Below are 25260 nucleotides of genomic sequence, written 5' to 3' on the forward strand. Positions count from 1 at the left end.
TCAGGCGCCATGACTTACCGCATCAACGAATTCCAGTTCCAACTGCCGCCCAGCGAATTGCTCGACGCGACGATCAACATCCTCAAGTTCCCCGAGCTGGGCACGTCCTTGATCGTCAGTCGCAGCCTGCTCGCCGAGGGCGAGACCCTGCAAAGCAACCTCGACGACCAACTGGCGCGCCTGGAAAAACAGGTCCAGGACCTGCGCTGCCAACCGGGCGTCCCGGTGCGCCTGGGCGCCAGCCAGGAAGTCGAAGGCATCGAGCTGCGCAGCCAGTTCAACAAGGGCACCGAAAAGGTGTTCCAGTACCAACTGGCCCTGGTGCTGCCCGGCACCCGCAAGATGTTCGCCCTGAGCTATGTCAAAGCCGAGAAGCTCGGCGATGCCGAAGCCGCCCATTGGGCGAGCATCAAGGGCTCGCTGTTGTTTGACGTGCCGGCCTGATGAGCGACAGGCATGTCTGACGCGCTCTGGGCCGCACGCCTGGGCGATGCGCTGAACCACACCTCGATGATGGCCGACATTCTCGGCGGCGTCCTGGAAGTGGCGGCCAACATCGCCATCACCGCTGTCGCCACCGCCGCCGTGGTAGCAGCCACCGGCATCACCGTGGCCACCGGTGGGCTCGGTTGCTTCCTGCTTGGCGCGGTGGTCGGTGCAGTGGTGGGCATCGCCATGAGCAAGACCGGGGCCGACAAAGGCTTGAGCAATTTATGCGAGGGCATCGGCAACGCGCTCTTTCCGCCCACGGTGCAGGCCAACATCCTCACCGGCTCCACCGACACCCTGACCAACAACATTCCAGCGGCCCGCGCCGCCGGGGCCATCGAGTCCCATGTCGCGCCCGCCGGCACCGAACTCGAGGAGCCGCAGCCCGAGCCCAGCTATCTGGACATGGCCGAGAGCTTCTTCTCGCAGATGTGGCGCCCCACCGTCGCCACGCCCGCGCCCGGCGCCGTGCCCAAACCGCTGGACATGATCACTTGCCTGAAGCATCCGCCGATGCCGCCGCAGTTTTTGGCCGAAGGCTCGGACAAGGTCACCATCAACGGCCAACCCGCCGTGCGCAGCGGCGACCGCAGCACTTGCGAGGCGACCGTGGTGTCGTCCGGTTTGATTTCCCCTGACGTGACTATCGGCGGCGGTACCGTGGTGGTGCGCGAGATCCGCAGCGGCAAGACACCCGGCGTGGGGCTGGCCGTCACGGCATTGCTGATGCTCAAGGGCGGCAAGGGCAAGTTCCTGAGCAACCTGCCCTGCATGCTGATTGGCGGCGCAGCATCGATGGCGGTCAGCAGCGCGATGGGCGCAGCGGCGAATGCGGCCATGGGTTCGTCGAACCCGGTGCATGCCGCCACCGGGGCCAAGGTGCTGGGGGATGTCGAGGAACTGGACTTCGTTCTGCCGGGCATCCTGCCGATCGATTGGCAGCGTTTCTACAACAGCCGCGACGAGCGCCGTGAAGGGTTGTTCGGCGCCGGTTGGAGCGTGGCCTACGAGGTGCGCGTCGAGATCCTGCCCCATCCCGAGGGTGGCGAGACCCTGGTCTACACCGACGAACAGGGTCGGCGCATCGACATGGGTTCGATTCCCCTGGGCGGCGCGGTGTTCAGCCCAGGCGAAGGGCTCAACGTGCGCCGGCACCTCAACGGCGAGCTGCTGATCGAAAGCGCGGACGGCCTGTACCGCCTGTTCGCACCGACGCCCGGGAACGCGGCCTTGCTGCGCCTCAACCAGCTGGGCGATCGCAACGACAACCGCATCCACCTCGATTACGACGAGAGCGGGCGGTTGGTGCGCCTGCGCGACACCTTCGACCTGGTGCAGGCCGAACTGGCCTACGACGCGCGCTGGCCACACCGGGTCAGCCGGATCGAGCGCCTCTACCCCGACCAGCGTCGCGACGTGCTGATGCACTACGACTACGACAGCCAGGGGGACCTGGCCCAAGTTCGCCAGTCCAACAGCCAGGTCAAGCGGCGCTACGCCTACGACCTCGGGCGACGGATGGTGGAGCACCAGTTGCCCACCGGCCTGCGATGCTTCTACGAATGGGCGCTGATCGAAGACCGGGAATGGCGCGTGGTCCGCCACTGGACCGACGCCGGCGACACCTACACCTTCACCTATGACCTGGCCGCCGGTGTCACGCGCATCACCGACGGCTTGAACCGCCGCAGTACCCGGCGCTGGGATGCCCGCTACCAGATCCTCGAAACCACCGATGCCCTGGACCGCACCTGGACGTTCCAGTGGAACGATGAAAGCCAACTGCTGGGCGCGACCGACCCCAACGGGGGGCAGCATCAGTTCAGCTATGACGAAGCAGGCAATCTGTGCCAGACCCTCGACCCGCTCGGACGCAGCGAGTCGACCCTGTGGCTCGAACACTGGGCCCTGCCCCTGGCGGAAACCGACGCGGCCGGTAATACCTGGCAGTACCGCTATGACGCGCGGGGCAACCGCATCCGTGAAACCGACCCGCTGGGCCACGTCACCCGCTATCGCCACGATGCCCACGGCCAGGTGGTGGATGTCATCGATGCCAGCGGCAAGCGCAAGACGATGCGCTGGACAGCCCTCGGACAACTCAGCGAACACACCGACTGCTCCGGCTACACCACCCGGCTGAGCTACGACGAACGCGGGCTGCTGGTCAGCAGCAGCGATGCGTTGGGCGAGCGCACGCGCTTCAGCTATGACGACCAAGGCAGGTTGCTGAGCAAGCAACTGCCGGACGGTCGCACCGAGCACTATCAGCGCGATGCCAGCGGCCAGTTGATCGGCTACAGCGATCCCGCCGGGCACACCACCCGTTTTCAGCACACCCCGAGCGGGCAACTGCGCTTGCGCACCGACGCCCATGGCCGGCGGATAGAACTGAGCTACGACAACTACGGGCGGTTGCTGGCCCTGACCAACGAGAATGGCGAAAGCTATCGGTTCGCCTGGGACGCCGGCGACCGCCTGAGTGCCCAGCACAGCCTGGACGGCAGCCTCAAGCGCTACGCCTATGACCCGCTGGACAACGTCACCCGTGTGGAAGCCATCGCCGTTCCCGGCAGCACCGACCTGGACCTGGCGCCACAAGCCCCCATCGTCCATGAGCTGGAACGCGACGCCATGGGCCGGTTGGTTGCCAAGGTCACCGCCGACGGGCGCACCGAGTACCGCTATGACGACCTCGACCAGGTCAACGCCATCACCTTCACCGGCCTGACCGGTGAACAGCAGAGCATCGGCTTTGGCTATGACGCGCTTGGGCAACTGATCGCCGAACAGGGCTGGGCCGGCAGCCTGGAGCATCGTTATGACGAACTGGGCAACCTCACCCAGACGCAGCTCCCCGATGGCCGCTGGCTGAATCGCCTGCACTACGGCAGCGGGCACCTGCACCAGATCAACCTCGACGGCAGGGTCATCAGCGATTTCGAGCGCGACCGCCTGCACCGCGAAGTGCTGCGCACCCAGGGCCGTCTCAGCACCCGCAGCGAGTACGACCGCAGCGGGCGCCTACGGGCCCGGCAGCGCCGCCAGCAAGGCCTGTCGACGTTGCTGCCGCCGGCAGCGCAGTCGCTGTTTGCCTATGACGGCAGCGATCAACTGGTGGAGCGCTTCGACAACCAACCCGAAACGCCTCATCGCCAACTGCTGCATTACGACGCCACCGGCCGGATCCTCGCCAGCCAGGACAACCTCCAGGGCCAGCGCGAAGGCTTTGCCTACGATCCGGCCGCCAACCTGCTCGACGGGCTGATGGGCACGGGGCACGTCGCCCATAACCGCTTGCTGACCTATCAGGACAAGCGCTACCGCTACGACGGCTTCGGCCGCATGGTGGAAAAGCGCAGCAGCCAGCGCGGTGTGCAGCGGTTCGTGTACGACGCCGAGCAGCGCCTGGTTCAGGTGCATAACGACAACGGCTCGGTCGTGAAAATGACCTACGACCCACTGGGCCGACGCATCGAAAAGGCCGAGTACGACCGCCACGCGACGCTGCTGGGCCGCACCCGCTTCACCTGGGATGCGCTGCAACTGTTACAGGAGCACCGCAACAGCCAGACCAGCCTCTACATCTACGCCGACGACGGCCACGAGCCTTTGGCCAGGGTCGATGGCCTGGGCGAGCAGCAGAAAGTCCGTTACTACCACAACGACTTCAACGGCCAGCCCGAGCAACTGTCGGAAAGCGACGGCCATACGCTGTGGCGGGCCCGTTATCAGGTGTGGGGCAACACCGCCGAAGAGTTGCGCGAGCCGTATTACATCGAAGAGCAGAACCTGCGGTTCCAGGGCCAGTACCTGGACCGGGAAACCGGCCTGCACTACAACACCCTGCGCTTCTACGACCCGGACATCGGCCGCTTCACCACGCCGGACCCCATCGGCCTGGCCGGTGGCCTGAACCTCTACCAGTACGCGCCGAACCCGGTGAGCTGGGTCGACCCCTTGGGGTTGATGAAGTGCAGCACCCCGCCGAAGGGCCGCAAGGTCAACCGGACGGTGTATCGATTCGAAGAGCCGGGGCGGATCAGCACGACCTGGACGGCGCACAAGTGGAACGTGGCCGCCCGCCACCGGTACACCGCGCCGGGGCTGGGTGGGGTATACGGCGCCAACTCGCGCAAGACCGCCATGGGCGAGGTCAACCACTGGGGCGTGGACCTGTCCACGCGGGTGCTGGTGAGCAAGAAGGTCCAGCTCAACAACGTCCTCGACCTGACCCGGGCCGATGTCCGCAAGCAACTGGGCGTGTCCCTCAAGAGCATCACCGGCAACAAATACACCCAGACCCACCAGATTGGTGCGTGGGCCAAGGCCAATGGTTACGATGGGATCCTGGCGCCGTCGGCGCGAAACCCGACCGGCAGCAACTTGATCTCCTTTGACGGATTCTGACATGGGACTGGAAGACGAATACGTCGGCGATGCCGACTGGCAAACGTTCGTGCGCCTGTATGAAGAGGACTACCTCGACGACAACGCCCGCGCACTGGCCAAGGCCATGGACGGCCACCTCGACATGGCCGTCGTGCTCTACGGCAAACGCGGCCTCAAGGAAGGCCTGTGGTGGCTGGAACAGGTCGTCCCGGCCCTGGACAACAAGCGCCCGGCCGATTGCCTCAAGACCCCGAAACTGATCAGACGCCTGCGCATGGCACTGATGAGCATGCCGTAACCGGCGGGACAAATCGCGCGCTCAAAAAAAAGGCACCCGACTCCCTCGGTGTGCCTTTTTCGTGGTTGCTTTATCCCCCAGTCCGGAGAGCCCGTAGCAATTACGGATTAACGCTGTCCTTCAAGAACTTGCCCGGTTTGAAGGCAACGGTGTTGCTGGCCTTGATTTTCACTGGCTCACCCGTTTGTGGGTTTTTGCCGGTGCGGGCGCCGCGATGGCGTTGCAGGAAGGTGCCGAAGCCCACCAGGGTGACGCTGTCCTTGCGGTGCAGGGCGCCGGTGATTTCTTCGAGTACCGCGTTGAGGACGCGGTTGGCTTGTTCTTTGGTGAGGTCTGCTTTTTCCGCGATGGCGGCGGCGAGTTCTGGTTTACGCATGAATGAAGCCCCTTTGACGGTTTTTTTGTTGTTATGTCCGTGCTGCTCTCTGTGGAACAGCCCCTAAGGCGCCGCAGGCTCTACACTGCGGCAGACGGGAGTGAGAATGGCACGGGGCCGAGGACGACGCCAGTGTCCGAACGACCTTTGTGGGGTCAAAAGTAGGGTTTTTGCGACAGAACGACCAGTATTTACGCCAGCAAGCCCGGAAGTTCCTTGTTCAGCGCCAGTTTCTCCATCACCGCGGCGCCGGTCAGGGCATAGCCCAGCAGGTTGCCCTGGGCGTCGCGACACAGTGCCTTGATGTCGGCGCCCTGCCCTTCGACGCTCCACACGCCTTCTCGGCCGCGAGGCGGTGGCGACACCACCAGGGGGCACACCGGGGTTTTCACGGTGATCGGCATGGGGCCGTAGCTCACGGCGGTCGGGTTGCCCGCCAGAGTCTGGGCCAGGGCCCGGGCACAGCTCATCAGGGGCATGACGTACAGCAGGTTCAGGCCATCCACCTCGGCACAGTCGCCCAGGGCGTAGATATTGGCGTGGGAGGTCTTCAAATGACGGTCGACCACCACGCCGCGATTGACCACCAGGCCGGCAGCCGCCGCCAGGTCGATGCGCGGGCGCAGGCCGATGGCCGACACCACCAGGTCGCAGGCAATCACCTGGCCGTCGGACAGGTGCGCCTCAAGCCCGTCGGCGCCGCGTTGCAGGCGATTGAGCACGGGGCCCAGGTGGAACCGCGCCCCCAGGCTCTCCAGCCCGGCCTGAACCGCCGCAGCGGCCGCCGGATGCAACAGCGTCGGCATCACCTGTTCGCACGGGGCCACCAGTTGCACCTCGTAGCCCCCCAGGATCAGGTCGTTGGCGAACTCGCAGCCAATCAGCCCGGTGCCGAGCAGCAGCACCCGGCGCTTGCCGGCAGCGGCGGACCGGAAGCGCGCGTAGTCCTCCAGGTCGTTGATGGGGAAGATCAGGTCCGAGGCGTCGCCCTGTACCGGCACACGCACGGTTTCGGCGCCCCAGGCCAGGATGAGGTCGCGGTAGTTCACCGCTTCCTCGCCGATCCACAGCCGCTGGTGCCCCGGGTCGATGCCGCTGATGCGCGTATGGGTGCGGACCTCGGCCTTGAGCTGCTCGGCCATGGCCCCCGGCTCGGCCATGCTCAGGCCGTCGGCATCCTTGTTTTTGCCAAAGCCGGTGGAGAGCATCGGCTTGGAGTAGGAGCGACCGTCGTCGGCGGTAATCAACAGCAAGGGGGTTTCGCTATCGAGCTTGCGAAACTCCCGGGCCAGGTTGTAACCGGCCAGGCCAGTACCGACGATGACGACAGGTGCGCTCATGTTGCTCTCCATCCAGGGAAACGGTCAGGGGTTCGCTTAGTTGATTTCGATCATTTCGAAATCCATCTTGCCGACGCCGCAGTCCGGGCACAGCCAGTCTGCCGGTACGTCTTCCCAACGGGTCCCGGCGGCGATGCCGTCATCGGGCCAACCCTCGGCTTCGTTGTAGATCAGGCCGCAGACGATACATTGCCACTTCTTCATTCAGGTACTTCCTCAGGTGTCAGGCGTTTGCCGGTATTGGTCGGGTCGATGAGAACGCCCTTCCGGCTCAGGGCGTTTTGTACTGATCGGTCGCGCCAGATGCAAGCGTGATCGGTACGACGGCAGGTCCAACCCGTCAACATCGCCGACCGACATGGTAAGCTCGCGGCCTCATTTGCTGCCATTCATGACCTCTGTGCCGCCGACAAATTCGATATTTCCTACACTCCAATGGCTGCCCGGGCCGCTGCTGTCGCCCCGTCCCGATGCCTGTGTACTCGACTGGTTGTTCGACGAAGGTTCCCTGACCCGCCGCCTGACGAGCCTGTCGGACGATCACTTCAGCGTGACGCCGCTGTTCGAAGGCTGGCAACCGCTGCGCGACGATGAATGCGCGGCTCTGGACCTGGCGCACGGCAGCGAGGGCTGGGTGCGCGAGGTGTACCTGCGCGGTCACGGCGAGCCGTGGGTATTTGCCCGCAGCGTGGCGGCGCGCAGTGCGTTGCAGGGCGACGGGTTGCACCTGGATGAACTGGGCAGCCGCTCCCTGGGCGAACTGCTGTTTTGCGACCAGGCGTTCCAGCGCCGGGCCATCGAGGTTTGCCATTACCCCGAACAATGGTTGCCGGCCGATGTGCGCCGCCGTGAACTGTGGGGCCGCCGTTCGCGCTTCGACCGCGGCGCGCTGAGCGTGCTGGTGGCGGAAGTCTTCTTGCCACGCGTGTGGACGGTCGCCCGTGCCTATTCGGAGAATTGCTGATGTACCTGCAACTGCTCAAATCCCTGAACCGCCTGAACCCTCGGGCCTGGGACTTCGTGCAACTGACCCGCATGGACAAGCCCATCGGCATCTACCTGCTGCTATGGCCAACACTGTGGGCGCTGTGGGTCGCCGGTGAAGGCTCGCCCTCCCTGGCCAATATCGTGATTTTCGTCCTCGGCGTGGTGCTGACCCGCGCCGGCGGTTGCGTGATCAACGACTGGGCCGACCGCAAGGTGGACGGCCACGTCAAGCGCACCGCGCAGCGCCCTTTGGCGAGTGGCAAGATCAGTTCGAAAGAGGCATTGGTGTTCTTCGCCGTGCTGATGGCCGTGAGTTTCCTGCTGGTGCTGTGCACCAACGCGCCGACCATCCTGCTGTCCCTGGGCGGGCTGGCCCTGGCGTGCACCTACCCGTTCATGAAGCGCTACACCTATTACCCGCAAGTGGTGCTGGGCGCGGCGTTCTCCTGGGGCATGCCGATGGCCTTCACCGCCGAAACCGGCCATCTGCCGGCAGCCGCGTGGCTGTTGTACATCGCCAACCTGCTGTGGACGGTGGGCTACGACACCTATTACGCGATGACCGACCGGGACGATGACTTGCGAATCGGCGTGAAATCCACGGCGATTCTGTTTGGCGATGCCGACCGGGCGATCATCCTGACCCTGCAAGGCCTGGCCCTGGGCTGCCTGCTGCTGGCCGGCTCGCAGTTCAAGCTCGGCGGCTGGTTCCACTTGGGCCTGGTCGCCGCTGCCGCGTGCTTTGCCTGGGAGTTCTGGTACACCCGCGGCAAGGACCGGATGCGCTGCTTCCAGGCATTCCTGCACAACCATTGGGCCGGGATGGCGATTTTCGTGGGGATCGTGCTGGATTACGCGCTGCGCTGAGCGGCGCTTTTTGTGACAAGGGGATTTGTCCCCGCTGGGTTGCGAAGCAGCCCTGAAACCTGACATCTCGTAGTGTCAGGCAGACTGGGATCGCGGCCTTAGGGCTGCTTTCGCAGCCCAACGGGGATAAATCCCCTCGCCACATCGTCTCTTGGCAGACCCGAGTCAGTCAGGCTTGGCTATGTGCCAGACGCCGCCTTTCCCCTCACCGGCCTTGTCACCGGCCTTCTCGTCGCCTTTGTAGGTGTACAACGGATCGTCGTCGTATGCCCATTGCATCGAACCATCATCACGTTTCACTACGGTCCACTTGCCCATCGTCTTCGCATCGCTCCCAGCCATCAGCGGTGGCCAGTTTTCCGCACATTGACCGTTGCAGTTGGACTTGCCGTCTGCGTCCTTGTCGTAGGTGTAGAGAGTCATGCCCTTATGGTCGGTAAACATGCCGTCCTTCTCCATTGCGGGATCGGCAGCCATGGCCAATCCAGGCAGGGCCACGGCAGCCGCCAGCAGCAGGGCTTTGAAAGAAACAGTCATCGGAGTCATGGAAACCTTCTTTTGTGGTTGTCAGGATTCGGACTGAAAGCTTAGCCCAGGATCCCCCACATCGCCGGTCAATGAAATTGTTGTCACACGACTGCAATAATTCCGTTATCTAATGCGGCGCAAGACAGTTAAATGACAAGAGGATTACCCCATGGTTGGCAGGAGCATTCTGATCGTCGACGACGAGGCGCCCATCCGCGAGATGATTGCCGTTGCGTTGGAGATGGCCGGCTATGACTGCATGGAAGCAGAGAACTCTCAACAGGCCCACGCCATCATCGTCGACCGCAAGCCCGACCTGATCCTGCTGGACTGGATGCTGCCCGGCACGTCCGGCATCGAACTGGCGCGCCGGCTCAAGCGCGACGAGCTGACCGGGGACATCCCTATCATCATGCTCACCGCCAAGGGCGAAGAGGACAACAAGATCCAGGGCCTGGAAGTCGGTGCCGACGACTACATCACCAAGCCGTTTTCCCCGCGCGAGCTGGTGGCGCGCCTCAAGGCCGTGCTGCGCCGTGCCGGGCCGACCGATGGCGAAGCGCCGATCGAAGTCGGCGGCCTGCTGCTGGACCCGATCAGCCACCGCGTAACCATCGACGGCAAACCCGCCGAGATGGGCCCGACCGAATACCGCCTGTTGCAATTCTTCATGACCCACCAGGAACGCGCCTACACCCGCGGGCAACTGCTGGACCAGGTCTGGGGCGGCAATGTCTACGTCGAGGAACGCACCGTGGACGTGCACATCCGACGCCTGCGCAAGGCCCTCGGCGATGCCTACGAGAATCTGGTACAAACCGTGCGCGGCACCGGGTATCGTTTTTCGACGAAGGCCTGATCCGAGCCCTTACCGCCCGACAAGCTGACAAGGACGCGCGTTCACGTGAATCAAAACTGGCATGGCACCCTGATTCGCCACATGTTGTTGCTGGTGACCGGCAGCCTGGTCGTCGGCCTGATCACCGGCTACTACGGCTGGAGCCTGGCTGCGGGCCTGGGGCTGTACCTGGCCTGGACCCTCAAGCAACTGCTGCGCCTGCACGAATGGCTGCGCCTGCACCAACCCGACGAAGCCCCGCCCGACGGCTATGGCCTGTGGGGCGAAGTGTTCGACAGCATCTACCACCTGCAACGGCGGGACCAGCGCGTGCGCGGGCGCCTGCAAGCGGTGATCGACCGGGTCCAGGAGTCCACCGCGGCCCTCAAGGACGCCGTGATCATGCTCGACAGCGAAGGCAACCTGGAATGGTGGAACCGCGCCGCCGAGACCCTGCTGGGCCTCAAGACGCCCCAGGACAGCGGCCAGCCGGTGACCAACCTGGTGCGCCATCCGCGCTTCAAGGAATACTTCGAGCAGGACAACTACGCCGAACCGCTGGAAATCCCCTCGCCCACCAACGACCGGCTGCGGATCCAGCTGTACATCACGCGCTACGGCAACAACGAGCACCTGATGCTGGTGCGGGACGTGACCCGCATCCACCAGTTGGAGCAGATGCGCAAAGACTTCATCGCCAACGTGTCCCACGAACTGCGCACGCCGTTGACGGTGATCTGCGGCTACCTGGAAACCCTGCTCGACAACGTCGAGGAGGTGAACCCGCGCTGGACCCGAGCCTTGCAGCAGATGCACCAGCAAAGCGGGCGCATGCAGACCCTGCTCAACGACTTGCTGTTGCTGGCGAAGCTGGAGGCCACCGACTATCCGTCGGACAACCAGCCGGTGCCCATCGACGACCTGCTGCAGACCATTGCCGAGGACGCACAGGAACTGTCCGGCCCCAAGCAACAGACCATCACCCTGGAAGCCGACCCGGGCGTGCAGCTCAAGGGCAGCGAGGCGGAACTGCGCAGCGCGTTTTCCAACCTGGTGTTCAACGCGGTCAAGTACACGCCCGAGCAAGGCCGGATCCACGTGCGCTGGTGGGGCGACGAGCAAGGCGCGCACCTGAGCGTGCGGGACTCGGGGATCGGCATCGACAGCAAGCACCTGCCGCGCCTGACCGAACGCTTCTACCGCGTCGACTCCAGCCGCAACTCCAACACCGGGGGCACCGGCCTGGGCCTGGCGATCGTCAAGCACGTGCTGCTGCGTCATCGCGGGCGCATGGAAATCAGCAGCGTGCCCGGCCATGGCAGCACGTTCACCTGCCATTTCACCCCGGCACAAGTGGTTCGCGCGCGCCTCGCCAGCCCGGCCGATTGATACCGGCCGGCATTGCCCCCTAGGCAACAGCCGAGTCAGCCGCTACATTGGCTGACTTGTGCCTGCCTTTTCAGGCACTGATTTCCTACTTTTACGGCTAATACGGAACCTGCAAAACTCCATCATGGACCCTTCCCCTGGCTTGTCCCTCGTTACACTCTTCGCCGAATTCGGCATGATTCTTTTCGCTCTGATCCTGGTTTTGCTCAACGGCTTTTTCGTTGCAGCCGAATTTGCCATGGTCAAGCTACGCTCGACCCGGGTCGAGGCAATCGCCGAGCAGAACGGCTGGCGCGGGCACATCCTGCGAACCGTCCACAGCCAGCTCGACGCCTACCTGTCGGCCTGCCAACTGGGCATCACCCTCGCCTCGCTGGGCCTGGGCTGGGTCGGTGAGCCGGCGTTCGCCCACATCCTCGAGCCGCTGCTGGGCGCGGTGGGCGTGCAGTCACCGGAAGTGATCAAGGCGGTTTCGTTCTTCACTGCCTTCTTCATCATTTCCTACCTGCACATCGTCGTCGGCGAGCTGGCGCCCAAGTCCTGGGCGATCCGCAAGCCCGAACTGCTGTCGCTGTGGACCGCCGTGCCGCTGTACCTGTTCTACTGGGCCATGTACCCGGCGATCTACCTGCTCAACGCCAGCGCCAACGCCATCCTGCGCATCGCCGGACAGGGCGAGCCCGGCCCGCATCACGAACATCACTACAGCCGTGAAGAACTGAAACTGATCCTGCACTCCAGCCGCGGCCAGGACCCCAGCGACCAGGGCATGCGCGTCCTGGCGTCGGCCGTGGAAATGGGCGAACTGGAAGTGGTGGACTGGGCCAACTCCCGGGAAGACCTGGTCACGCTGGAGTTCAACGCGCCGCTCAAGGAAATCCTGGCGATGTTCCGTCGCCACAAGTTCAGCCGCTACCCGGTGTACGACAGCGAGCGCCAGGAGTTCGTCGGCCTGCTGCACATCAAGGACCTGCTGCTGGAGCTGGCGGCCCTGGATCACATTCCCGAGTCGTTCAACCTGGCCGAGCTGACCCGGCCCCTGGAGCGCGTGTCGCGGCACATGCCGCTGTCGCAGTTGCTGGAGCAGTTCCGCAAGGGCGGCTCGCACTTCGCCGTGGTGGAGGAAGCCGACGGCAACATCATCGGCTACCTGACCATGGAAGACGTGCTGGAAGTGCTAGTCGGCGATATCCAGGACGAACACCGCAAGGCCGAGCGCGGCATCCTGGCGTATCAGCCGGGCAAGCTATTGGTACGCGGCGACACGCCGTTGTTCAAGGTCGAGCGCCTGCTGGGGATCGACCTGGACCACATCGAGGCCGAAACCCTCGCCGGGCTGGTCTATGAAACCCTCAAGCGCGTGCCGGAAGAGGAAGAAGTGCTGGAAGTCGAAGGCCTGAGGATCATCATCAAGAAGATGAAAGGGCCGAAGATCATCCTGGCGAAGGTGTTGATGCTCGATTGAGCACAAGGCTCTGTGGCGAGGGGATTTATCCCCGTTGGGCTGCGCAGCAGCCCTGAAACCAGGCGACTCGGTGTGACAGGTAGATTGGAGCTGCATTTTGGGGCTGCCGCGCAGCCCAACGGGGATAAATCCCCTCGCCACAAAAGCGCCCTTAGCACACCACCATGCTACTGCTTGCCCAACGCAAAGTTGGGCAGCTCTCCCACCGGTCGATCGAACTGGTACGGAATCGACACCAGCCCCAGCCCGGTATTGCGCTGCACCACGAAATGCAGGTGCGGGCCGGAGCTGTTGCCGGTATTGCCGGACAACGCCAAAGGCGAGCCCACCGTCACCCGCTGCCCTTCGCGCACGCTCACCGAACCCTTCTGCAGGTGCAGGTAGACCCCCATGGTCCCGTCGTCGTGCAGCACCCGCACGAAGTTGCCCGAGGGATCGTCGCCACGGCCAGTCTGCTCATTCTCGGTCTTGATCACCACCCCGCCCCGCGCCGCGATGATCGGTGTGCCTTCGGGCATGGCGATGTCCATGGCGTAGCGGTTCTTCGGCCCGTAGTGGCTGTACTGGCCGTTGGCGCCCTGGCTCAGCCGGAAAGGCCCACCCCGCCACGGCAACGGGTAACGATAGGCCTGTGCCGCGCCTGCCGGGTCGCCCAGGGAGTATTCGAACCTTGGGGTATACACCAGCGGCCTGCCGGGTTGGGTGGCCGTGAGCAGCGCCAGGCGCAGGTTGCTGCGCGCCGGCAGTACCCTGCGGATCGGCCGGCTCGGCGCCCCGCTCACGTTGCCCAGCCCGGCAAAACTCAACTCGATCTCCACCGGGGCGTACAGGTCATTGCGCACGAACACCGCGTCCGCGCCCTTCTGCTTCTTGATATCGAGAAACACCTGCCGTTCCAGGTGTTCGACCATGCGGTCGCGAAACACGAACACCTGGGCACCCTTGCTCGGGCGGTCGCTGTAGGACACCACGCCGTTGGCGTCGGTGGATTTGTAGATGGTCATGGCCATGGCCGAGGTGGAGGCCAGGACCAGACCGCAGGCGAACAACAGGGGCGCGAGCATGGGCAAAGGTTCTGTCGAAAGATGAAGGCCTGCACAGCAGCCTAGCAGCTGGGATGGACCAGCGTAGTCGACGGATGTTTCAAAATTGGATCAGCGATCGGTGTTGGATCTAATGGCCCCATCGCGAGCAAGCTCGCTCCCACACTCGATCCAGTGAATACTGAAGATTCCGTGTGGGAGCGAGCTTGCTCGCGATAGCGGACTCGAAGCGCCGCCGGATCAGGCGCCCGGTACGAAGTGCTTCTGGGCGGTGCCGCGGGCGATCAGGCGAGAGATGTAGTCGAGTTTCTGCGGGTCTTTGTCGACGAAGCGGAACGTCAGTTGCAGCCATTCGCTGTCAGGCGTCTGCTCGTGAGCCACGATGGCGTGCAGGTAGCCGTTCAGGCGAGCGGTTTCGGCGTTGTCGCCCTGCTCCATGTCCAGCACGGCGCTTTCCAGCACTTGAGGCAGGTTGTCGCTGCGCTTGACCACCAGCAAGGCTTCCTTGAGGCTCAGGGCCTTGATCACGCATTGCTGGGTGCCACTGGACAGACGCAGTTGGCCCTGGCCACGATTGCCAGCCGGCGCGGCGGCAGCAGGGGCCTTGACCGGTGGGCTGTTGAGCAGGCCACGCGCCGCAGCGGCGGCAGCAGGTGCAGGCGCCGCGGCGGCCGGCCTGGCGGCGGCAACGGCAGGCGTGGCCGCCACGACCGGAGCGGCCTTGCCCCCGGTGAGGGCGCTCAGGGAGTCATTGCCGAACGCCGAGTTCATCTTGGTCGGGGCGCTGTTCATCAGGGTGTCGAGCTTGCCGACCTTGTGCAGGGCCTGCTTGACCTTGGTCAGCAACTGTTCGTTGGTAAACGGCTTGCTGACGTAGCCGGACACGCCGGCCTGGATTGCCTGGACGACGTTTTCCTTGTCGCCACGGCTGGTCACCATGACAAACGGCATGCCCTTGAGATTGTCCTGTTGACGGCACCAGGTCAGCAGCTCCAGGCCGGACATTTCGGGCATTTCCCAATCGCACAGCACCAGGTCGAACGCCTCGCGGGCCAGCAGGGCCTGGGCTTTCTTGCCGTTTACCGCGTCTTCGATGCGCACGCCCGGAAAGTAATTGCGCAGGCACTTCTTCACCAGGTCGCGAATGAACGACGCATCATCCACGACCAACACACTGACCTTACTCATCCAGATACACCTCTAAAAAATCCCGGCAAGCATACCGCTTTTACTGATGGCACATTGCCAAAAACCGTCAGTCACGCCGGGACTTTTCGTTCACGGGGTGCTGCTTTCGATTAAAAAAAACCCAAAAAAAAGCCCGACCAGAAGGCCGGGCGCTTTTCTTGGCAATCTTACTTATCGTCCGTCTCGCCTGGAACATTAGCGGTTTCGGACGGGGTGCCTTCAACTTCTTCCTTCATGCGCTTGAGCCCCATGTGCCGTACATCGGTACCGCGCACCAGGTAGATCACAAGTTCGGAGATGTTGCGCGCATGATCGCCGATACGCTCCAGGGAACGCAGGACCCAGATGATGCTCAGCACCCGGGAGATGGAGCGCGGGTCCTCCATCATGTAGGTCGCCAGCTCACGCAGGGCGGTCTTGTACTCGCGGTCGATGATCTTGTCGTACTGGGCCACCGACAACGCCAGGTCGGCGTCGAAGCGGGCGAACGCATCCAGTGCGTCGCGAACCATGTTGCGCACCTGGTCGCCAATGTGGCGCACCTCGACGTAACCACGGGGCGCTTCGCCTTCTTCGCACAACTGGATGGCACGACGGGCGATCTTGGTGGCTTCGTCGCCGATCCGCTCCAGGTCGATCACCGACTTGGAGATGCTGATGATCAGGCGCAGGTCGGACGCCGCCGGCTGACGACGGGCCAGAATGCGCAGGCACTCTTCGTCGATGTTGCGTTCCATCTGGTTGATCTGGTCGTCGATCTCGCGCACCTGCTGGGCCAGGCCGGAGTCGGCCTCGATCAGCGCGGTCACCGCGTCGTTCACCTGCTTTTCCACCAGGCCGCCCATGGCCAGCAGGTGGCTGCGCACTTCCTCGAGCTCGGCATTGAACTGTGCGGAAATGTGATGAGTAAGGCCTTCCTTCGAAATCATGGTTTTGCTCCGCAAAAGCTGTGAGCTGCAAGCTTCAAGCTGCAAGCTGATGTGTGTCGTTACGCTAAACTGCTTTTACTTGCCGCTTGAAGCTTGCGGCTCGCAGCTACCGCTAGCCATAGCGGCCCGTAATGTAGTCTTCGGTCTGTTTCTTGGCCGGGTTGGTGAACAAGGTATCGGTGTCGCCGAATTCCACCAGTTTGCCCATGTACATGAACGCGGTGTAGTCGGACACTCGCGCCGCCTGTTGCATGTTGTGGGTCACGATGACGATGGTGAACTTGGACTTGAGCTCGTAGATCAGCTCCTCGACCTTCAGCGTCGAGATCGGGTCCAGGGCCGAGCATGGCTCATCGAGCAGCAGCACTTCGGGTTCCACGGCGATGGTGCGGGCGATCACCAGGCGCTGCTGCTGGCCGCCGGACAGGCCCAGGGCCGAGTCATGCAGGCGGTCCTTGACCTCGTCCCACAGCGCCGCGCCCTTGAGCGCCCATTCTACGGCTTCGTCGAGAATACGCTTCTTGTTGATGCCCTGGATGCGCAGGCCGTAGACCACGTTTTCGTAGATGGTTTTAGGGAACGGGTTCGGTTTCTGGAACACCATGCCCACGCGACGACGCAGCTCGGCCACGTCCTCGCCCTTGCGGTAGATGTTGTTGCCGTAGAGGTTGATCTCGCCTTCGACGCGGCAACCGTCCACCAGGTCGTTCATGCGGTTGAACGTGCGTAGCAAGGTCGACTTGCCGCAACCCGACGGGCCGATGAACGCGGTGACGCGCTGTTTCGGGATGTTCATGCTGACGTCATACAGCGCTTGTTTCTCGCCGTAGAACAGGCTCAGGCCGGGCACTTCGATGGCGACGGTTTCCTGGGCCAGGTCCAGGCTCTGCTTGTCGCGGCCCAGGGCCGACATGTTGATGCCGTGTGTATGTGCTTCGTGTTGCATGGGGGGCTCCCTGTGCTAACAAATTCGGTTCGGAACGCCTGAGTGGCGGCTCCATTAAATTCCAGTGAACGTCGATCAGTGTGGGAGCGAGCTTGCTCGCGAAGGGGCCATCAAGGCCGCCAAAAACTTCGCGAGCAAGCTCGCTCCCACAGGGGAACAGCGTGTCATCAACTGTCCAATGCCTTGTACTTTTCGCGCAGATGGTTACGGATCCATACCGCCGACAGGTTCAAGACAGCGATCACCAGCACCAGCAACAGCGCCGTGGCGTATACCAGCGGCCGTGCGGCCTCGACGTTCGGGCTCTGGAAGCCCACGTCATAGATATGGAAGCCCAGGTGCATGATCTTCTGGTCCAGGTGCAGGTACGGGTAGTTGCCGTCCAGCGGCAGCGACGGCGCCAGCTTCACCACACCCACCAGCATCAGCGGCGCCACCTCACCGGCGGCACGGGCCACGGCGAGGATCATGCCGGTCATCATCGCCGGGCTCGCCATCGGCAGGACAATTTTCCACAAGGTCTCGGCCTTGGTCGCGCCGAGGGCCAGGGAGCCTTCGCGCACGGTACGCGGGATCCGCGCCAGGCCTTCTTCCGTCGCCACGATCACCACCGGGACCGCCAGCAGCGCCAGGGTCAGCGACGCCCAGAGCAGACCGGGGGTGCCGAAGGTCGGCGCCGGCAGGGCTTCGGGGAAGAACAGACGGTCCACCGAGCCACCCAGCACATAGACGAAGAAGCCCAGGCCGAACACGCCGTAGACGATCGCCGGAACCCCCGCCAGGTTGTTCACCGCGATGCGGATCAAGCGGGTCATCGGCCCCTGGCGAGCGTACTCACGCAGGTAGACCGCGGCCAGCACGCCGAACGGGGTCACGATCATCGCCATGATCAGGGTCATCATCACCGTGCCGAAGATCGCCGGGAAGATGCCGCCCTCGGTGTTGGCTTCACGCGGGTCGTCGCTGAGGAACTCCCAGACCTTGCTGAAATAGAAGCCCAGCTTGGTCAGCGTGCCCATGCCGTTCGGCTGATAGGCGTGCACCACCTTGCCAATGCCGATCTCCACTTCCTTGCCGTTGGCGTCGCGGGCAGTCAGGCTGTCGCGGTTGAACTGCGCGTGCAGGTCGGCCAGGCGCGCCTCGATGTCCTTGTAGCGGGCGTCGAGCTCGGCCCGCTCACTGGCCATGTCAGCTTGGGCGGCGGCGTCGAGCTTGCCCTCCAGCTCCAGCTTGCGCCCGTGCAGGCGGATACGTTCCAGGCCGGCGTTGATCGCGCCGATGTCGGATTTTTCCAGGGTCTTGAGTTCCGCGGCGAGCTTGTTGACCCGCGCAATGCGGGTCTGCAACTGCGGCCAGGCAGCCTCGCCCTCGGCGATGACCTTGCCATCTTCCTTGACGTTGACCAGGTAGCCGTAGAAGTTGCCCCACTCACGACGCTCGATGGCCATCAGTTCCGGTGGCGTGGTCTGGTTCGTCAGCCAGTCGCCGACGATCCAGGTGAAGTCGGTGCCGTTCAGGTCACGGTTGCCCACCTTGACCAGCTCGCGGATCATGAATTCCGGGCCTTCGTCGGGCACCGGCAGGCCGGCGCTCTTGAGCCGCTCGCGAGGCACTTCTTCTTTCTGCACCACCTCGCCCACCACCAGGTGCGCAGGCATGCCCGGCACGTTGTAGTTGGCGTGGATCAGGTCCGCCGGCCAGAAGTGGCCCAGGCCGCGCACGGCAATCACCGCCAGCAGGCCAATGGTCATGATGACCGCGATGGACACCGCGCCACCGCTGATCCAGACGCCGGGGGCGCCGCTCTTGAACCATCCTTTCAGGGAGTTCTGTTTCACAGACTTCTACCTTTCTTAAAGCGACGAATATTTCTTGCGCAGACGCTGACGGATCAGCTCGGCGAGGGTGTTCATGACGAAGGTGAACAACAGCAGCACCAGCGCCGACAGGAACAGCACGCGGTAATGGCTGCCGCCGACTTCCGACTCGGGCATTTCCACCGCCACGTTGGCCGCCAGGGTGCGCAGGCCTTCGAACAGGTTCATTTCCATGACCGGGGTGTTACCGGTGGCCATCAGCACGATCATGGTTTCACCCACCGCGCGGCCCATGCCGATCATCAAGGCCGAGAAAATGCCCGGGCTGGCGGTGAGGATCACCACGCGGGTCATGGTCTGCCACGGCGTGGCGCCCAGGGCCAGGGAGCCCAGGGTCAGGCCCCGTGGCACGCTGAACACGGCGTCTTCAGCGATGGAGTAGATGTTCGGGATCACTGCGAAGCCCATCGCCAGGCCGACCACCAGGGCGTTGCGCTGGTCGTAGGTGATGCCCAGGTCATGGGAGATCCACATGCGCATGTCACCGCCGAAGAACCAGGCTTCCATGTACGGACTCATGTACAGCGAGAGCCAGCCCACGAACAGAATTACCGGGATCAGCAAGGCGCTTTCCCAGCCATCCGGCACCCTCAGGCGCACGGACTCGGGCAGGCGGCTGAAGACGAAGCCGGCCACCAGGATGCCAATCGGCAGCAACATCAGCAGGCTGAAGATGCCCGGCAGGTGGCCTTCGACGTACGGCGCCAGGAACAGGCCGGCGAAGAAACCGAGGATCACCGTCGGCATCGCTTCCATCAGCTCGATCACCGGCTTGACCTTGCGGCGCATGCCCGGAGCCATGAAGTAGGCGGTATAGATCGCCGCCGCGACCGCCAGCGGTGCCGCCAGCAACATCGCGTAGAACGCCGCCTTGAGGGTACCGAAGGTCAGCGGCGAGAGGCTCAGCTTGGGCTCGAAGTCGGTGTTGGCCGCAGTCGATTGCCAGACGTACTTGGGTTCGTCGTAGTTTTCGTACCAGACCTTGCTCCACAACGCGCTCCAGGAGACTTCCGGGTGCGGATTATCCAGCGTCAGCGGTTGCAGCTTGCCGCCCTGCTCGACGATCAACCGGTTGGCCCGTGGCGACATGCCGAACAGGCCCTGACCTTCGACCACCTGGTCTACCAGCAACGTGCGATGGGCCGTGCTGTGGAACACCCCGAGCTTGCCGGACGCATCGAGGGCAACGAAGCCCTTGCGACGTTCCTCGGCAGTGATCTCGACAATCGGCGTGGTGCCCATCTGGAAGCTGCGGATCTGCTTCAGGCGCTGCTCGCCGTCAGGATCGCGTGCCATGAACCACTGGCTCAGGCCACCCTTGGAGTCGCCGACGATCAGCGAAATGCCGCCCACCAGCTGGGTCGCCACGGTGACTTGGGCTTCGCCGTTTTCCAGCAGTTTGTAGCGCCCGTTGAGGCTCTTGTCCCGCAGGCTGAACACGTCGGCCTGGGCACGTCCGTTGATCACATACAGCCATTGCTGGCGTGGGTCGACGAAGATGTTCTTCACCGGCTCGGTCATCTGCGGCAAGTCGATGCGCGTCTGCTCGCTGGTGACTTCGCCGGTCATCATGTTTTCTTCGCTGGTCAGGGACAGCACCTGCAGTTGGGCGCCACTGGAACCGGCGAGCAGCAGGGTCGAATCGGTGGCGTTGAGGCTGACATGCTCCAGCGCGGCACCCTGCTCGTTCAAGGCGATAGGCGTTTCGCCGTAAGGGTACTCGACAGCGGGCGAGATGGTTTTCTTGCCGTCCGGGTAGCTGACCTTATAGGTGTGACGGAACACCAGGGCCTGGCCGTTGGACAAACCGATCACCACCAGCGGGCTGCCGGGCTGGTCTTCACCGATGGACGTCACGCTGGCGCCGGCCGGGATCGGCAGATCGACGCGGCGCAGCTCGGCACCATTGTGAACGTCGAAAAACAGCGCCTGGCCCTTGTCGGAAACCCGCATCGCCACCTGGTTCTGTTCTTCGATGGCAATCATCAGGGGTTTGCCGGCGTCTTGCATCCAGGCCGGGGTGATCGGGTCCTTGGCGGTCAGGTCCGCGCCCTGGAACAGGGGCAGCACCACATAGGCCAGGAAGAAGAAGATCAAGGTAATGGCCGCGAGTACCGCGAGGCCGCCCACCAGGACGTACCAGCGGGTCAGGCGATCCTTGAGCGCACGGACACGGCGCTTGCGTTGCAGCTCAGGCGTATTGAAGTCAATGCGCTTGGGAGGGGAAGTCGTAGTCATTGTGGAATTGGCCAGATCATTCATGCGCACACCCTAGCGATCCTGTATGACAGAAAGATGACAATGCAGTGACGCAACAAAACCGCCGCCCGTGGGAACCGGCAGCGGAGAGAAAATTAGTGTGTGGGAGCGAGCTTGCTCGCGATGAGGGCGCCACATTCAACATCAGTGTCGACAGACCCACCGCTATCGCGAGCAAGCTCGCTCCCACAGAAAGCCCGGGCATTGGCCCGGACTCAGGCGTTACTTCTTGGCGACGTTGCCGCCTTCCGACAGACCCAGGTCAGCCAGCGCCTTGGCGGCGACCTTGGCTGGCAGTGGGATGTAGCCATCCTTGACCACGACTTCCTGACCTTGCTTGGACAGGACCAGCTTCACGAACTCGGCTTCCAGCGGGGCCAGAGGCTTGTTGGGAGCCTTGTTGACGTACACGTAGAGGAAACGCGACAGCGGATATTTGCCGTTCAGGGCGTTTTCTTCGGTGTCTTCGATGTACTCAGTGCTGCCTTTCTTGGCCAGGGCCACGGTCTTCACGCTGGCGGTCTTGTAGCCGATGCCCGAGTAGCCCACGCCGTTGAGCGAAGAGCTGATGGACTGCACGACCGAAGCCGAACCAGGCTGCTCGTTCACGTTAGCCTTGTAGTCGCCTTTGCACAGGGCTTCTTCCTTGAAGTAGCCGTAGGTGCCGGATACCGAGTTACGACCGAACAGTTGCACCGGCTTGTTGGCCAGGTCACCGGTCACGCCCAGGTCGCCCCAGGTCTTGACGTCGGCTTTGCCGCCGCACAGACGGGTGGACGAGAAGATCGCGTCAACCTGTTCCATGGTCAGGTGCTGGATCGGGTTGTCCTTGTGCACGAACACCGCCAGGGCGTCGACTGCCACTGGAATAGCGGTTGGCTTGTAGCCGTACTTCTGCTCGAAGGCTTGCAGCTCGTTGTCCTTCATCTTGCGGCTCATCGGGCCCAGGTTGGAGGTGCCTTCGGTGAGTGCGGGCGGCGCGGTGGAGGAACCGGCGGCCTGAATCTGGATGTTTACGTTCGGGTATTCTTTCTTGTAGTTCTCGGCCCACAAGGTCATCAGGTTGGCCAGGGTATCGGAGCCGACGCTGGACAGGTTGCCCGACACACCAGTGGTCTTGGTGTAGCTCGGGATCGCAGGGTCAACAGCGGCAACCGCGTTGGCAGTCGCAACGCCAGCGGCGACAAAGGTCATTGCCGCCATCAAACGCTTCAGTTTCATGCCTTACTCCTAGCAGATAGGGTGTGTTAAGTCGGCCAAGTATCGGTAAGCCGTGTGAACACTCTATGGCTGAAATATGACAATTGGATGAAAGGCCAGCATGGAGTTTTACAAAGCGTTTCTGCGTTACAGATCAGCTTCCTTCACCACCCTCACCTTTTCCGCGTCCAGCGCATAGGCGGCGCTGGCCAGGTCGTTGTCGACCTTTTCGATCTTTAGCGTGCCGATCACCCACAGCGGTGTGTAGATGTCGTCCAGCTTCAAGCCCTTGGGGTAGCGCACCAGCACCAGTTGATTGGGCGGCGGTGGCGGGACGTGGATGCAGGCACCCGGGTAAGGCACCAGGAAAAATAGCGTGCTGCGGCCCTTGGCGTCGGCTTCCAACGGCACCGGATAGCCGCCGATGCGGATGTGCTTGTCGTTCATCGACGCCACGGTCTTGGTCGAATACATCACCGCCGGCAACCCCTTGCTCTGCTTCAGGCCACCTTTATTGGTGAACGTGCCGTCGGCTTCGGGGGAGTTGTGGTCGATTTCAGGCATGGCCTCAAGGGCCTTCTGGTCCGACTTGGGCATCAGCTCGAGCCAATCGGTTTCCGGCAATTCGGCAGCATGGGCCAGGCCACTGCCTAGCAAAAGAAGGGTCAACACTAGACGGCGCATGAACGGGCTCGGCAATGAGGAAAGGGTGGAACGCCGGGCATTCTAGCCCCCTGCGCGCGCCGCGAGCAGAGGGCTTTGTCGCATTTGAATCAGTTTCTTTTGATCAGGCCGTAGATCACCAGCAGCACGATCGCGCCCACCAGGGCACCGATGAAGCCCGCGCCTTCGCCGGCCTGGTAAATGCCCAGGGCCTGGCCGCCGTAGGTGGCTGCCAACGAACCGCCGATACCGAGCAGGATGGTCATGATCCAGCCCATGCTGTCATCGCCCGGTTTCAGGAAGCGTGCCAGCAGGCCGACGATCAAGCCGATAAAGATGGTTCCGATGATTCCCATGGCAATTCCCCTTTTGATTGAGCGTCATGCCAAAGCCTAGTCAGACTTTGGCACCTTGCCATGAGAGAATTCGGCCGACGAATGGTTCCAACAATGTTTCAGATTATTGCTCGGCGATCAGCGCCTCGACCTGGATGATCTGCTGGGCAAGGGTCGCCCGGTCAGCACAACGCAGGTTGGCGTGACCCACCTTGCGGCCGGCCTTGAAGGCCTTGCCATAGTGATGCAGATGGCAGTCGGCAATCGCCAGGACTTTCTCGGTGTCCGGCACCTTGCCAATGAAGTTCAGCATCGCGCTTTCACCGACCTTGGCGGTCGACCCCAGCGGCAGGCCAGCCACCGCCCGCAGGTGGTTTTCGAACTGGCTGCACTCGGCGCCTTCGGTGGTCCAGTGCCCGGAGTTGTGCACACGCGGGGCGATTTCGTTGGCCTTGAGGCCACCGTCCACTTCAAAGAACTCGAACGCCATGACGCCGACATAGTCGAGCTGCTTGAGCACCCGGCTGGAATAATCCTCGGCCAAGGCTTGCAGCGGGTGGTCGGTGCTGGCGACGGACAGTTTGAGGATGCCGTCCTTGTGGGTGTTGTGCACCAGCGGGTAGAAGCGGATCTCACCGTCGCGGGCACGCACGGCGATCAGCGAGACTTCCCCGGTGAACGGCACGAAGCCCTCCAGCAGGCAGGCCACGCTGCCAAGTTCGGCAAAGGTGCCGGCCACGTCTTCAGGGCTGCGCAAAACTTTCTGGCCCTTGCCGTCATACCCCAGGGTGCGGGTCTTGAGGACAGCCGGCAGGCCGATGGCGGCGACGGCCGCGTCGAGATCGGCCTGGGATTGAATGTCGGCGAAGGCCGGGGTAGGAATGCCCAGGTCCTTGAACATGTTCTTTTCGAACCAGCGATCGCGAGCGATCCGCAGCGCCTCGGCGCTTGGGTAGACGGGGACGAACTGGGACAGGAAGGCAACCGTTTCAGCCGGGACACTTTCGAACTCGAAAGTCACCAGATCGACTTCATCGGCCAACTGGCGCAGGTGATCCTGATCGCCGTAATCGGCCCGCAGGTGCTCACCCAGCGCGGCGGCACAGGCGTCCGGCGCTGGGTCCAGGAAAGCGAAGTTCATCCCCAGCGGCGTCCCCGCCAGGGCCAACATGCGACCCAACTGGCCGCCACCGATTACACCGATCTTCATTCGTCAACCACCTCAGGCAATGCGCGGGTCCGGGTTGTCCAGGACGCTGTCTGTCTGCTCAGCACGGAATTTTTTCAGCACGGTATGAAACTGCGGGTGCTTGGCGCCCAGGATGCTCGCCGACAACAGGGCGGCGTTGATCGCACCGGCCTTGCCGATGGCCAGGGTCGCCACCGGGATGCCGGCCGGCATCTGCACGATCGACAGCAGCGAATCGACGCCCGAGAGCATCGACGACTGCACCGGCACGCCCAGCACCGGCAGGTGGGTCTTGGCCGCACACATGCCTGGCAAGTGGGCCGCGCCACCGGCACCGGCGATGATCACCTCGATGCCACGGGCCTCGGCTTCTTCGGCGTACTGGAACAGCAAGTCCGGGGTGCGGTGGGCAGAGACCACTTTCACCTCGTAGGGGATGCCGAGCTTTTCCAGCATATCGGCGGTGTGGCTAAGGGTGGACCAATCGGACTTGGAGCCCATGATCACGCCAACCAATGCACTCATCAATGTGCCTCTTCTCTCTGGGCGCCCGCGGGCGCGTCAAAAAACAACAAGCCACGCGGGAAACCGGCGTGGCTTGTTGTACGAATAATGGCCGGGTGAACCGACCGAAGGCCGGGCAGTATACCGAAAACGGTGCG

Annotated in this window: 23 protein-coding genes; 8 read left to right on the plus strand and 15 right to left on the minus strand. The window is 63.2% G+C overall.

Features of this window, described 5'->3' with window-relative positions:
- Positions 1 to 9 precede the first annotated feature (9 nt).
- The 3 genes from KI241_RS26895 to KI241_RS26905 are packed head-to-tail and all read left to right on the plus strand — an operon-like array spanning position 10 to position 5179.
- Positions 10 to 444 carry a DcrB-related protein gene (locus tag KI241_RS26895; protein WP_042731853.1) on the plus strand — a complete coding sequence of 145 codons (435 nt, stop codon included), beginning with the start codon at positions 10 to 12 and terminating at the stop codon, positions 442 to 444.
- A 12-nt stretch (positions 445 to 456) separates the two neighbouring features.
- Entirely contained in the window at positions 457 to 4899 is a 4443-nt protein-coding gene (locus tag KI241_RS26900) for an RHS repeat-associated core domain-containing protein (protein ID WP_212803153.1), read from the plus strand.
- 1 nt (position 4900) lies between these two features.
- Positions 4901 to 5179: a hypothetical protein gene (locus KI241_RS26905; protein ID WP_042731543.1), complete on the plus strand. Its 279-nt coding sequence runs from the start codon at positions 4901 to 4903 to the stop codon at positions 5177 to 5179.
- A 100-nt stretch (positions 5180 to 5279) separates the two neighbouring features.
- Here the strand turns inward: KI241_RS26905 and KI241_RS26910 are convergent, their stop codons facing one another.
- The 3 genes from KI241_RS26910 to KI241_RS26920 form a co-directional block, all read right to left on the minus strand.
- Entirely contained in the window at positions 5280 to 5555 is a 276-nt protein-coding gene (locus KI241_RS26910; RefSeq protein WP_003177201.1) for an HU family DNA-binding protein, read from the minus strand.
- A 191-nt stretch (positions 5556 to 5746) separates the two neighbouring features.
- Positions 5747 to 6895: an FAD-dependent oxidoreductase gene (locus KI241_RS26915; RefSeq protein WP_212803154.1), complete on the minus strand. Its 1149-nt coding sequence runs from the start codon at positions 6893 to 6895 to the stop codon at positions 5747 to 5749.
- Positions 6896 to 6931: 36 nt separating this feature from the next.
- Positions 6932 to 7099, minus strand: a complete 168-nt coding sequence (locus tag KI241_RS26920; RefSeq protein WP_041476603.1) for a rubredoxin — start codon at positions 7097 to 7099, stop codon at positions 6932 to 6934.
- A gap of 187 nt (positions 7100 to 7286) precedes the next feature.
- On the opposite strand from KI241_RS26920, the gene KI241_RS26925 reads away from it, so the two are divergent.
- On the plus strand, positions 7287 to 7859 hold the full coding sequence (locus KI241_RS26925) for a chorismate lyase (protein ID WP_160310717.1): 573 nt from the start codon (positions 7287 to 7289) through the stop codon (positions 7857 to 7859).
- Positions 7859 to 8749, plus strand: coding sequence for a 4-hydroxybenzoate octaprenyltransferase (gene ubiA, locus KI241_RS26930; RefSeq protein WP_042731545.1), 891 nt, complete (start codon positions 7859 to 7861; stop codon positions 8747 to 8749). The genes KI241_RS26925 and ubiA overlap by 1 nt, the downstream gene beginning before the upstream one ends.
- 165 nt (positions 8750 to 8914) lie before the next feature.
- Here the strand turns inward: ubiA and KI241_RS26935 are convergent, their stop codons facing one another.
- Positions 8915 to 9295, minus strand: coding sequence for a hypothetical protein (locus KI241_RS26935; RefSeq protein ID WP_047735738.1), 381 nt, complete (start codon positions 9293 to 9295; stop codon positions 8915 to 8917).
- Between the two features lie 151 nt (positions 9296 to 9446).
- On the opposite strand from KI241_RS26935, the gene phoB reads away from it, so the two are divergent.
- From phoB to KI241_RS26950, 3 genes are all read left to right on the plus strand, one after another.
- On the plus strand, positions 9447 to 10136 hold the full coding sequence (gene phoB / locus KI241_RS26940; protein WP_003177195.1) for a phosphate regulon transcriptional regulator PhoB: 690 nt from the start codon (positions 9447 to 9449) through the stop codon (positions 10134 to 10136).
- Positions 10137 to 10217: 81 nt separating this feature from the next.
- Complete coding sequence (gene phoR, locus KI241_RS26945; protein ID WP_234408038.1) at positions 10218 to 11504, plus strand: phosphate regulon sensor histidine kinase PhoR; 1287 nt, start codon at positions 10218 to 10220, stop codon at positions 11502 to 11504.
- Between the two features lie 124 nt (positions 11505 to 11628).
- Positions 11629 to 12969 (plus strand): hemolysin family protein, encoded by a 1341-nt coding sequence (locus KI241_RS26950; protein WP_042731548.1) that lies wholly within the window; start codon positions 11629 to 11631, stop codon positions 12967 to 12969.
- A 167-nt stretch (positions 12970 to 13136) separates the two neighbouring features.
- Here KI241_RS26950 and KI241_RS26955 read toward each other — a convergent pair whose 3' ends face one another.
- The 11 genes from KI241_RS26955 to purE all read right to left on the minus strand — a co-directional run bounded on the left by KI241_RS26955 (position 13137) and on the right by purE (position 25123).
- A complete protein-coding gene (locus KI241_RS26955; RefSeq protein WP_047735736.1) occupies positions 13137 to 14033 on the minus strand; it encodes a M23 family metallopeptidase in 897 nt (298 codons plus the stop codon).
- Between the two features lie 219 nt (positions 14034 to 14252).
- Positions 14253 to 15200, minus strand: a complete 948-nt coding sequence (locus KI241_RS26960) for a response regulator (protein ID WP_042731816.1) — start codon at positions 15198 to 15200, stop codon at positions 14253 to 14255.
- 167 nt (positions 15201 to 15367) lie between these two features.
- Positions 15368 to 16129, minus strand: a complete 762-nt coding sequence (phoU, locus tag KI241_RS26965) for a phosphate signaling complex protein PhoU (protein WP_030139132.1) — start codon at positions 16127 to 16129, stop codon at positions 15368 to 15370.
- Positions 16130 to 16241: 112 nt separating this feature from the next.
- Positions 16242 to 17075, minus strand: a complete 834-nt coding sequence (pstB, locus tag KI241_RS26970) for a phosphate ABC transporter ATP-binding protein PstB (RefSeq protein ID WP_042731815.1) — start codon at positions 17073 to 17075, stop codon at positions 16242 to 16244.
- Positions 17076 to 17242: 167 nt separating this feature from the next.
- Positions 17243 to 18913 carry a phosphate ABC transporter permease PstA gene (gene pstA / locus KI241_RS26975; RefSeq protein WP_042731814.1) on the minus strand — a complete coding sequence of 557 codons (1671 nt, stop codon included), beginning with the start codon at positions 18911 to 18913 and terminating at the stop codon, positions 17243 to 17245.
- A 15-nt stretch (positions 18914 to 18928) separates the two neighbouring features.
- Complete coding sequence (locus KI241_RS26980; protein WP_212803155.1) at positions 18929 to 21214, minus strand: ABC transporter permease subunit; 2286 nt, start codon at positions 21212 to 21214, stop codon at positions 18929 to 18931.
- 219 nt (positions 21215 to 21433) lie between these two features.
- Entirely contained in the window at positions 21434 to 22432 is a 999-nt protein-coding gene (locus KI241_RS26985) for a phosphate ABC transporter substrate-binding protein PstS (protein ID WP_047735733.1), read from the minus strand.
- A gap of 126 nt (positions 22433 to 22558) precedes the next feature.
- The gene (locus KI241_RS26990; protein WP_212803156.1) at positions 22559 to 23095 is read right to left on the minus strand and encodes a DUF3299 domain-containing protein; all 537 of its coding nucleotides are present in this window, start codon (positions 23093 to 23095) and stop codon (positions 22559 to 22561) included.
- A gap of 89 nt (positions 23096 to 23184) precedes the next feature.
- A complete protein-coding gene (locus tag KI241_RS26995) occupies positions 23185 to 23430 on the minus strand; it encodes a GlsB/YeaQ/YmgE family stress response membrane protein (protein WP_042732870.1) in 246 nt (81 codons plus the stop codon).
- Between the two features lie 103 nt (positions 23431 to 23533).
- A complete protein-coding gene (locus KI241_RS27000) occupies positions 23534 to 24619 on the minus strand; it encodes a 5-(carboxyamino)imidazole ribonucleotide synthase (RefSeq protein ID WP_042732869.1) in 1086 nt (361 codons plus the stop codon).
- Between the two features lie 12 nt (positions 24620 to 24631).
- Positions 24632 to 25123 (minus strand): 5-(carboxyamino)imidazole ribonucleotide mutase, encoded by a 492-nt coding sequence (gene purE / locus KI241_RS27005; RefSeq protein ID WP_003196369.1) that lies wholly within the window; start codon positions 25121 to 25123, stop codon positions 24632 to 24634.
- Positions 25124 to 25260 lie beyond the last annotated feature (137 nt).

The organism is Pseudomonas sp. Cab53 (assembly GCF_018325965.1).
GTDB classification, from domain to species: Bacteria; Pseudomonadota; Gammaproteobacteria; order Pseudomonadales; family Pseudomonadaceae; genus Aquipseudomonas; species Aquipseudomonas chlororaphis_E.

Bases quoted from the DNA above. Each gene is read 5' to 3' on its own strand.
- KI241_RS26960 (WP_042731816.1), bottom strand. From the start codon at position 15,200: ATGAGTAAGGTCAGTGTGTTGGTCGTGGATGATGCGTCGTTCATTCGC.
- phoU (WP_030139132.1), bottom strand. From the start codon at position 16,129: ATGATTTCGAAGGAAGGCCTTACTCATCACATTTCCGCACAGTTCAAT.
- KI241_RS26985 (WP_047735733.1), bottom strand. From the start codon at position 22,432: ATGAAACTGAAGCGTTTGATGGCGGCAATGACCTTTGTCGCCGCTGGC.
- KI241_RS27000 (WP_042732869.1), bottom strand. From the start codon at position 24,619: ATGAAGATCGGTGTAATCGGTGGCGGCCAGTTGGGTCGCATGTTGGCC.
- KI241_RS26995 (WP_042732870.1), bottom strand. From the start codon at position 23,430: ATGGGAATCATCGGAACCATCTTTATCGGCTTGATCGTCGGCCTGCTG.
- KI241_RS26920 (WP_041476603.1), bottom strand. From the start codon at position 7,099: ATGAAGAAGTGGCAATGTATCGTCTGCGGCCTGATCTACAACGAAGCC.
- KI241_RS26925 (WP_160310717.1), top strand. From the start codon at position 7,287: ATGACCTCTGTGCCGCCGACAAATTCGATATTTCCTACACTCCAATGG.
- KI241_RS26950 (WP_042731548.1), top strand. From the start codon at position 11,629: ATGGACCCTTCCCCTGGCTTGTCCCTCGTTACACTCTTCGCCGAATTC.
- purE (WP_003196369.1), bottom strand. From the start codon at position 25,123: ATGAGTGCATTGGTTGGCGTGATCATGGGCTCCAAGTCCGATTGGTCC.
- ubiA (WP_042731545.1), top strand. From the start codon at position 7,859: ATGTACCTGCAACTGCTCAAATCCCTGAACCGCCTGAACCCTCGGGCC.
- KI241_RS26935 (WP_047735738.1), bottom strand. From the start codon at position 9,295: ATGACTCCGATGACTGTTTCTTTCAAAGCCCTGCTGCTGGCGGCTGCC.
- KI241_RS26910 (WP_003177201.1), bottom strand. From the start codon at position 5,555: ATGCGTAAACCAGAACTCGCCGCCGCCATCGCGGAAAAAGCAGACCTC.
- KI241_RS26955 (WP_047735736.1), bottom strand. From the start codon at position 14,033: ATGCTCGCGCCCCTGTTGTTCGCCTGCGGTCTGGTCCTGGCCTCCACC.
- phoB (WP_003177195.1), top strand. From the start codon at position 9,447: ATGGTTGGCAGGAGCATTCTGATCGTCGACGACGAGGCGCCCATCCGC.
- KI241_RS26895 (WP_042731853.1), top strand. From the start codon at position 10: ATGACTTACCGCATCAACGAATTCCAGTTCCAACTGCCGCCCAGCGAA.
- pstB (WP_042731815.1), bottom strand. From the start codon at position 17,075: ATGCAACACGAAGCACATACACACGGCATCAACATGTCGGCCCTGGGC.
- KI241_RS26990 (WP_212803156.1), bottom strand. From the start codon at position 23,095: ATGCGCCGTCTAGTGTTGACCCTTCTTTTGCTAGGCAGTGGCCTGGCC.
- phoR (WP_234408038.1), top strand. From the start codon at position 10,218: ATGTTGTTGCTGGTGACCGGCAGCCTGGTCGTCGGCCTGATCACCGGC.
- KI241_RS26915 (WP_212803154.1), bottom strand. From the start codon at position 6,895: ATGAGCGCACCTGTCGTCATCGTCGGTACTGGCCTGGCCGGTTACAAC.
- KI241_RS26980 (WP_212803155.1), bottom strand. From the start codon at position 21,214: ATGAATGATCTGGCCAATTCCACAATGACTACGACTTCCCCTCCCAAG.
- KI241_RS26900 (WP_212803153.1), top strand. From the start codon at position 457: ATGTCTGACGCGCTCTGGGCCGCACGCCTGGGCGATGCGCTGAACCAC.
- KI241_RS26905 (WP_042731543.1), top strand. From the start codon at position 4,901: ATGGGACTGGAAGACGAATACGTCGGCGATGCCGACTGGCAAACGTTC.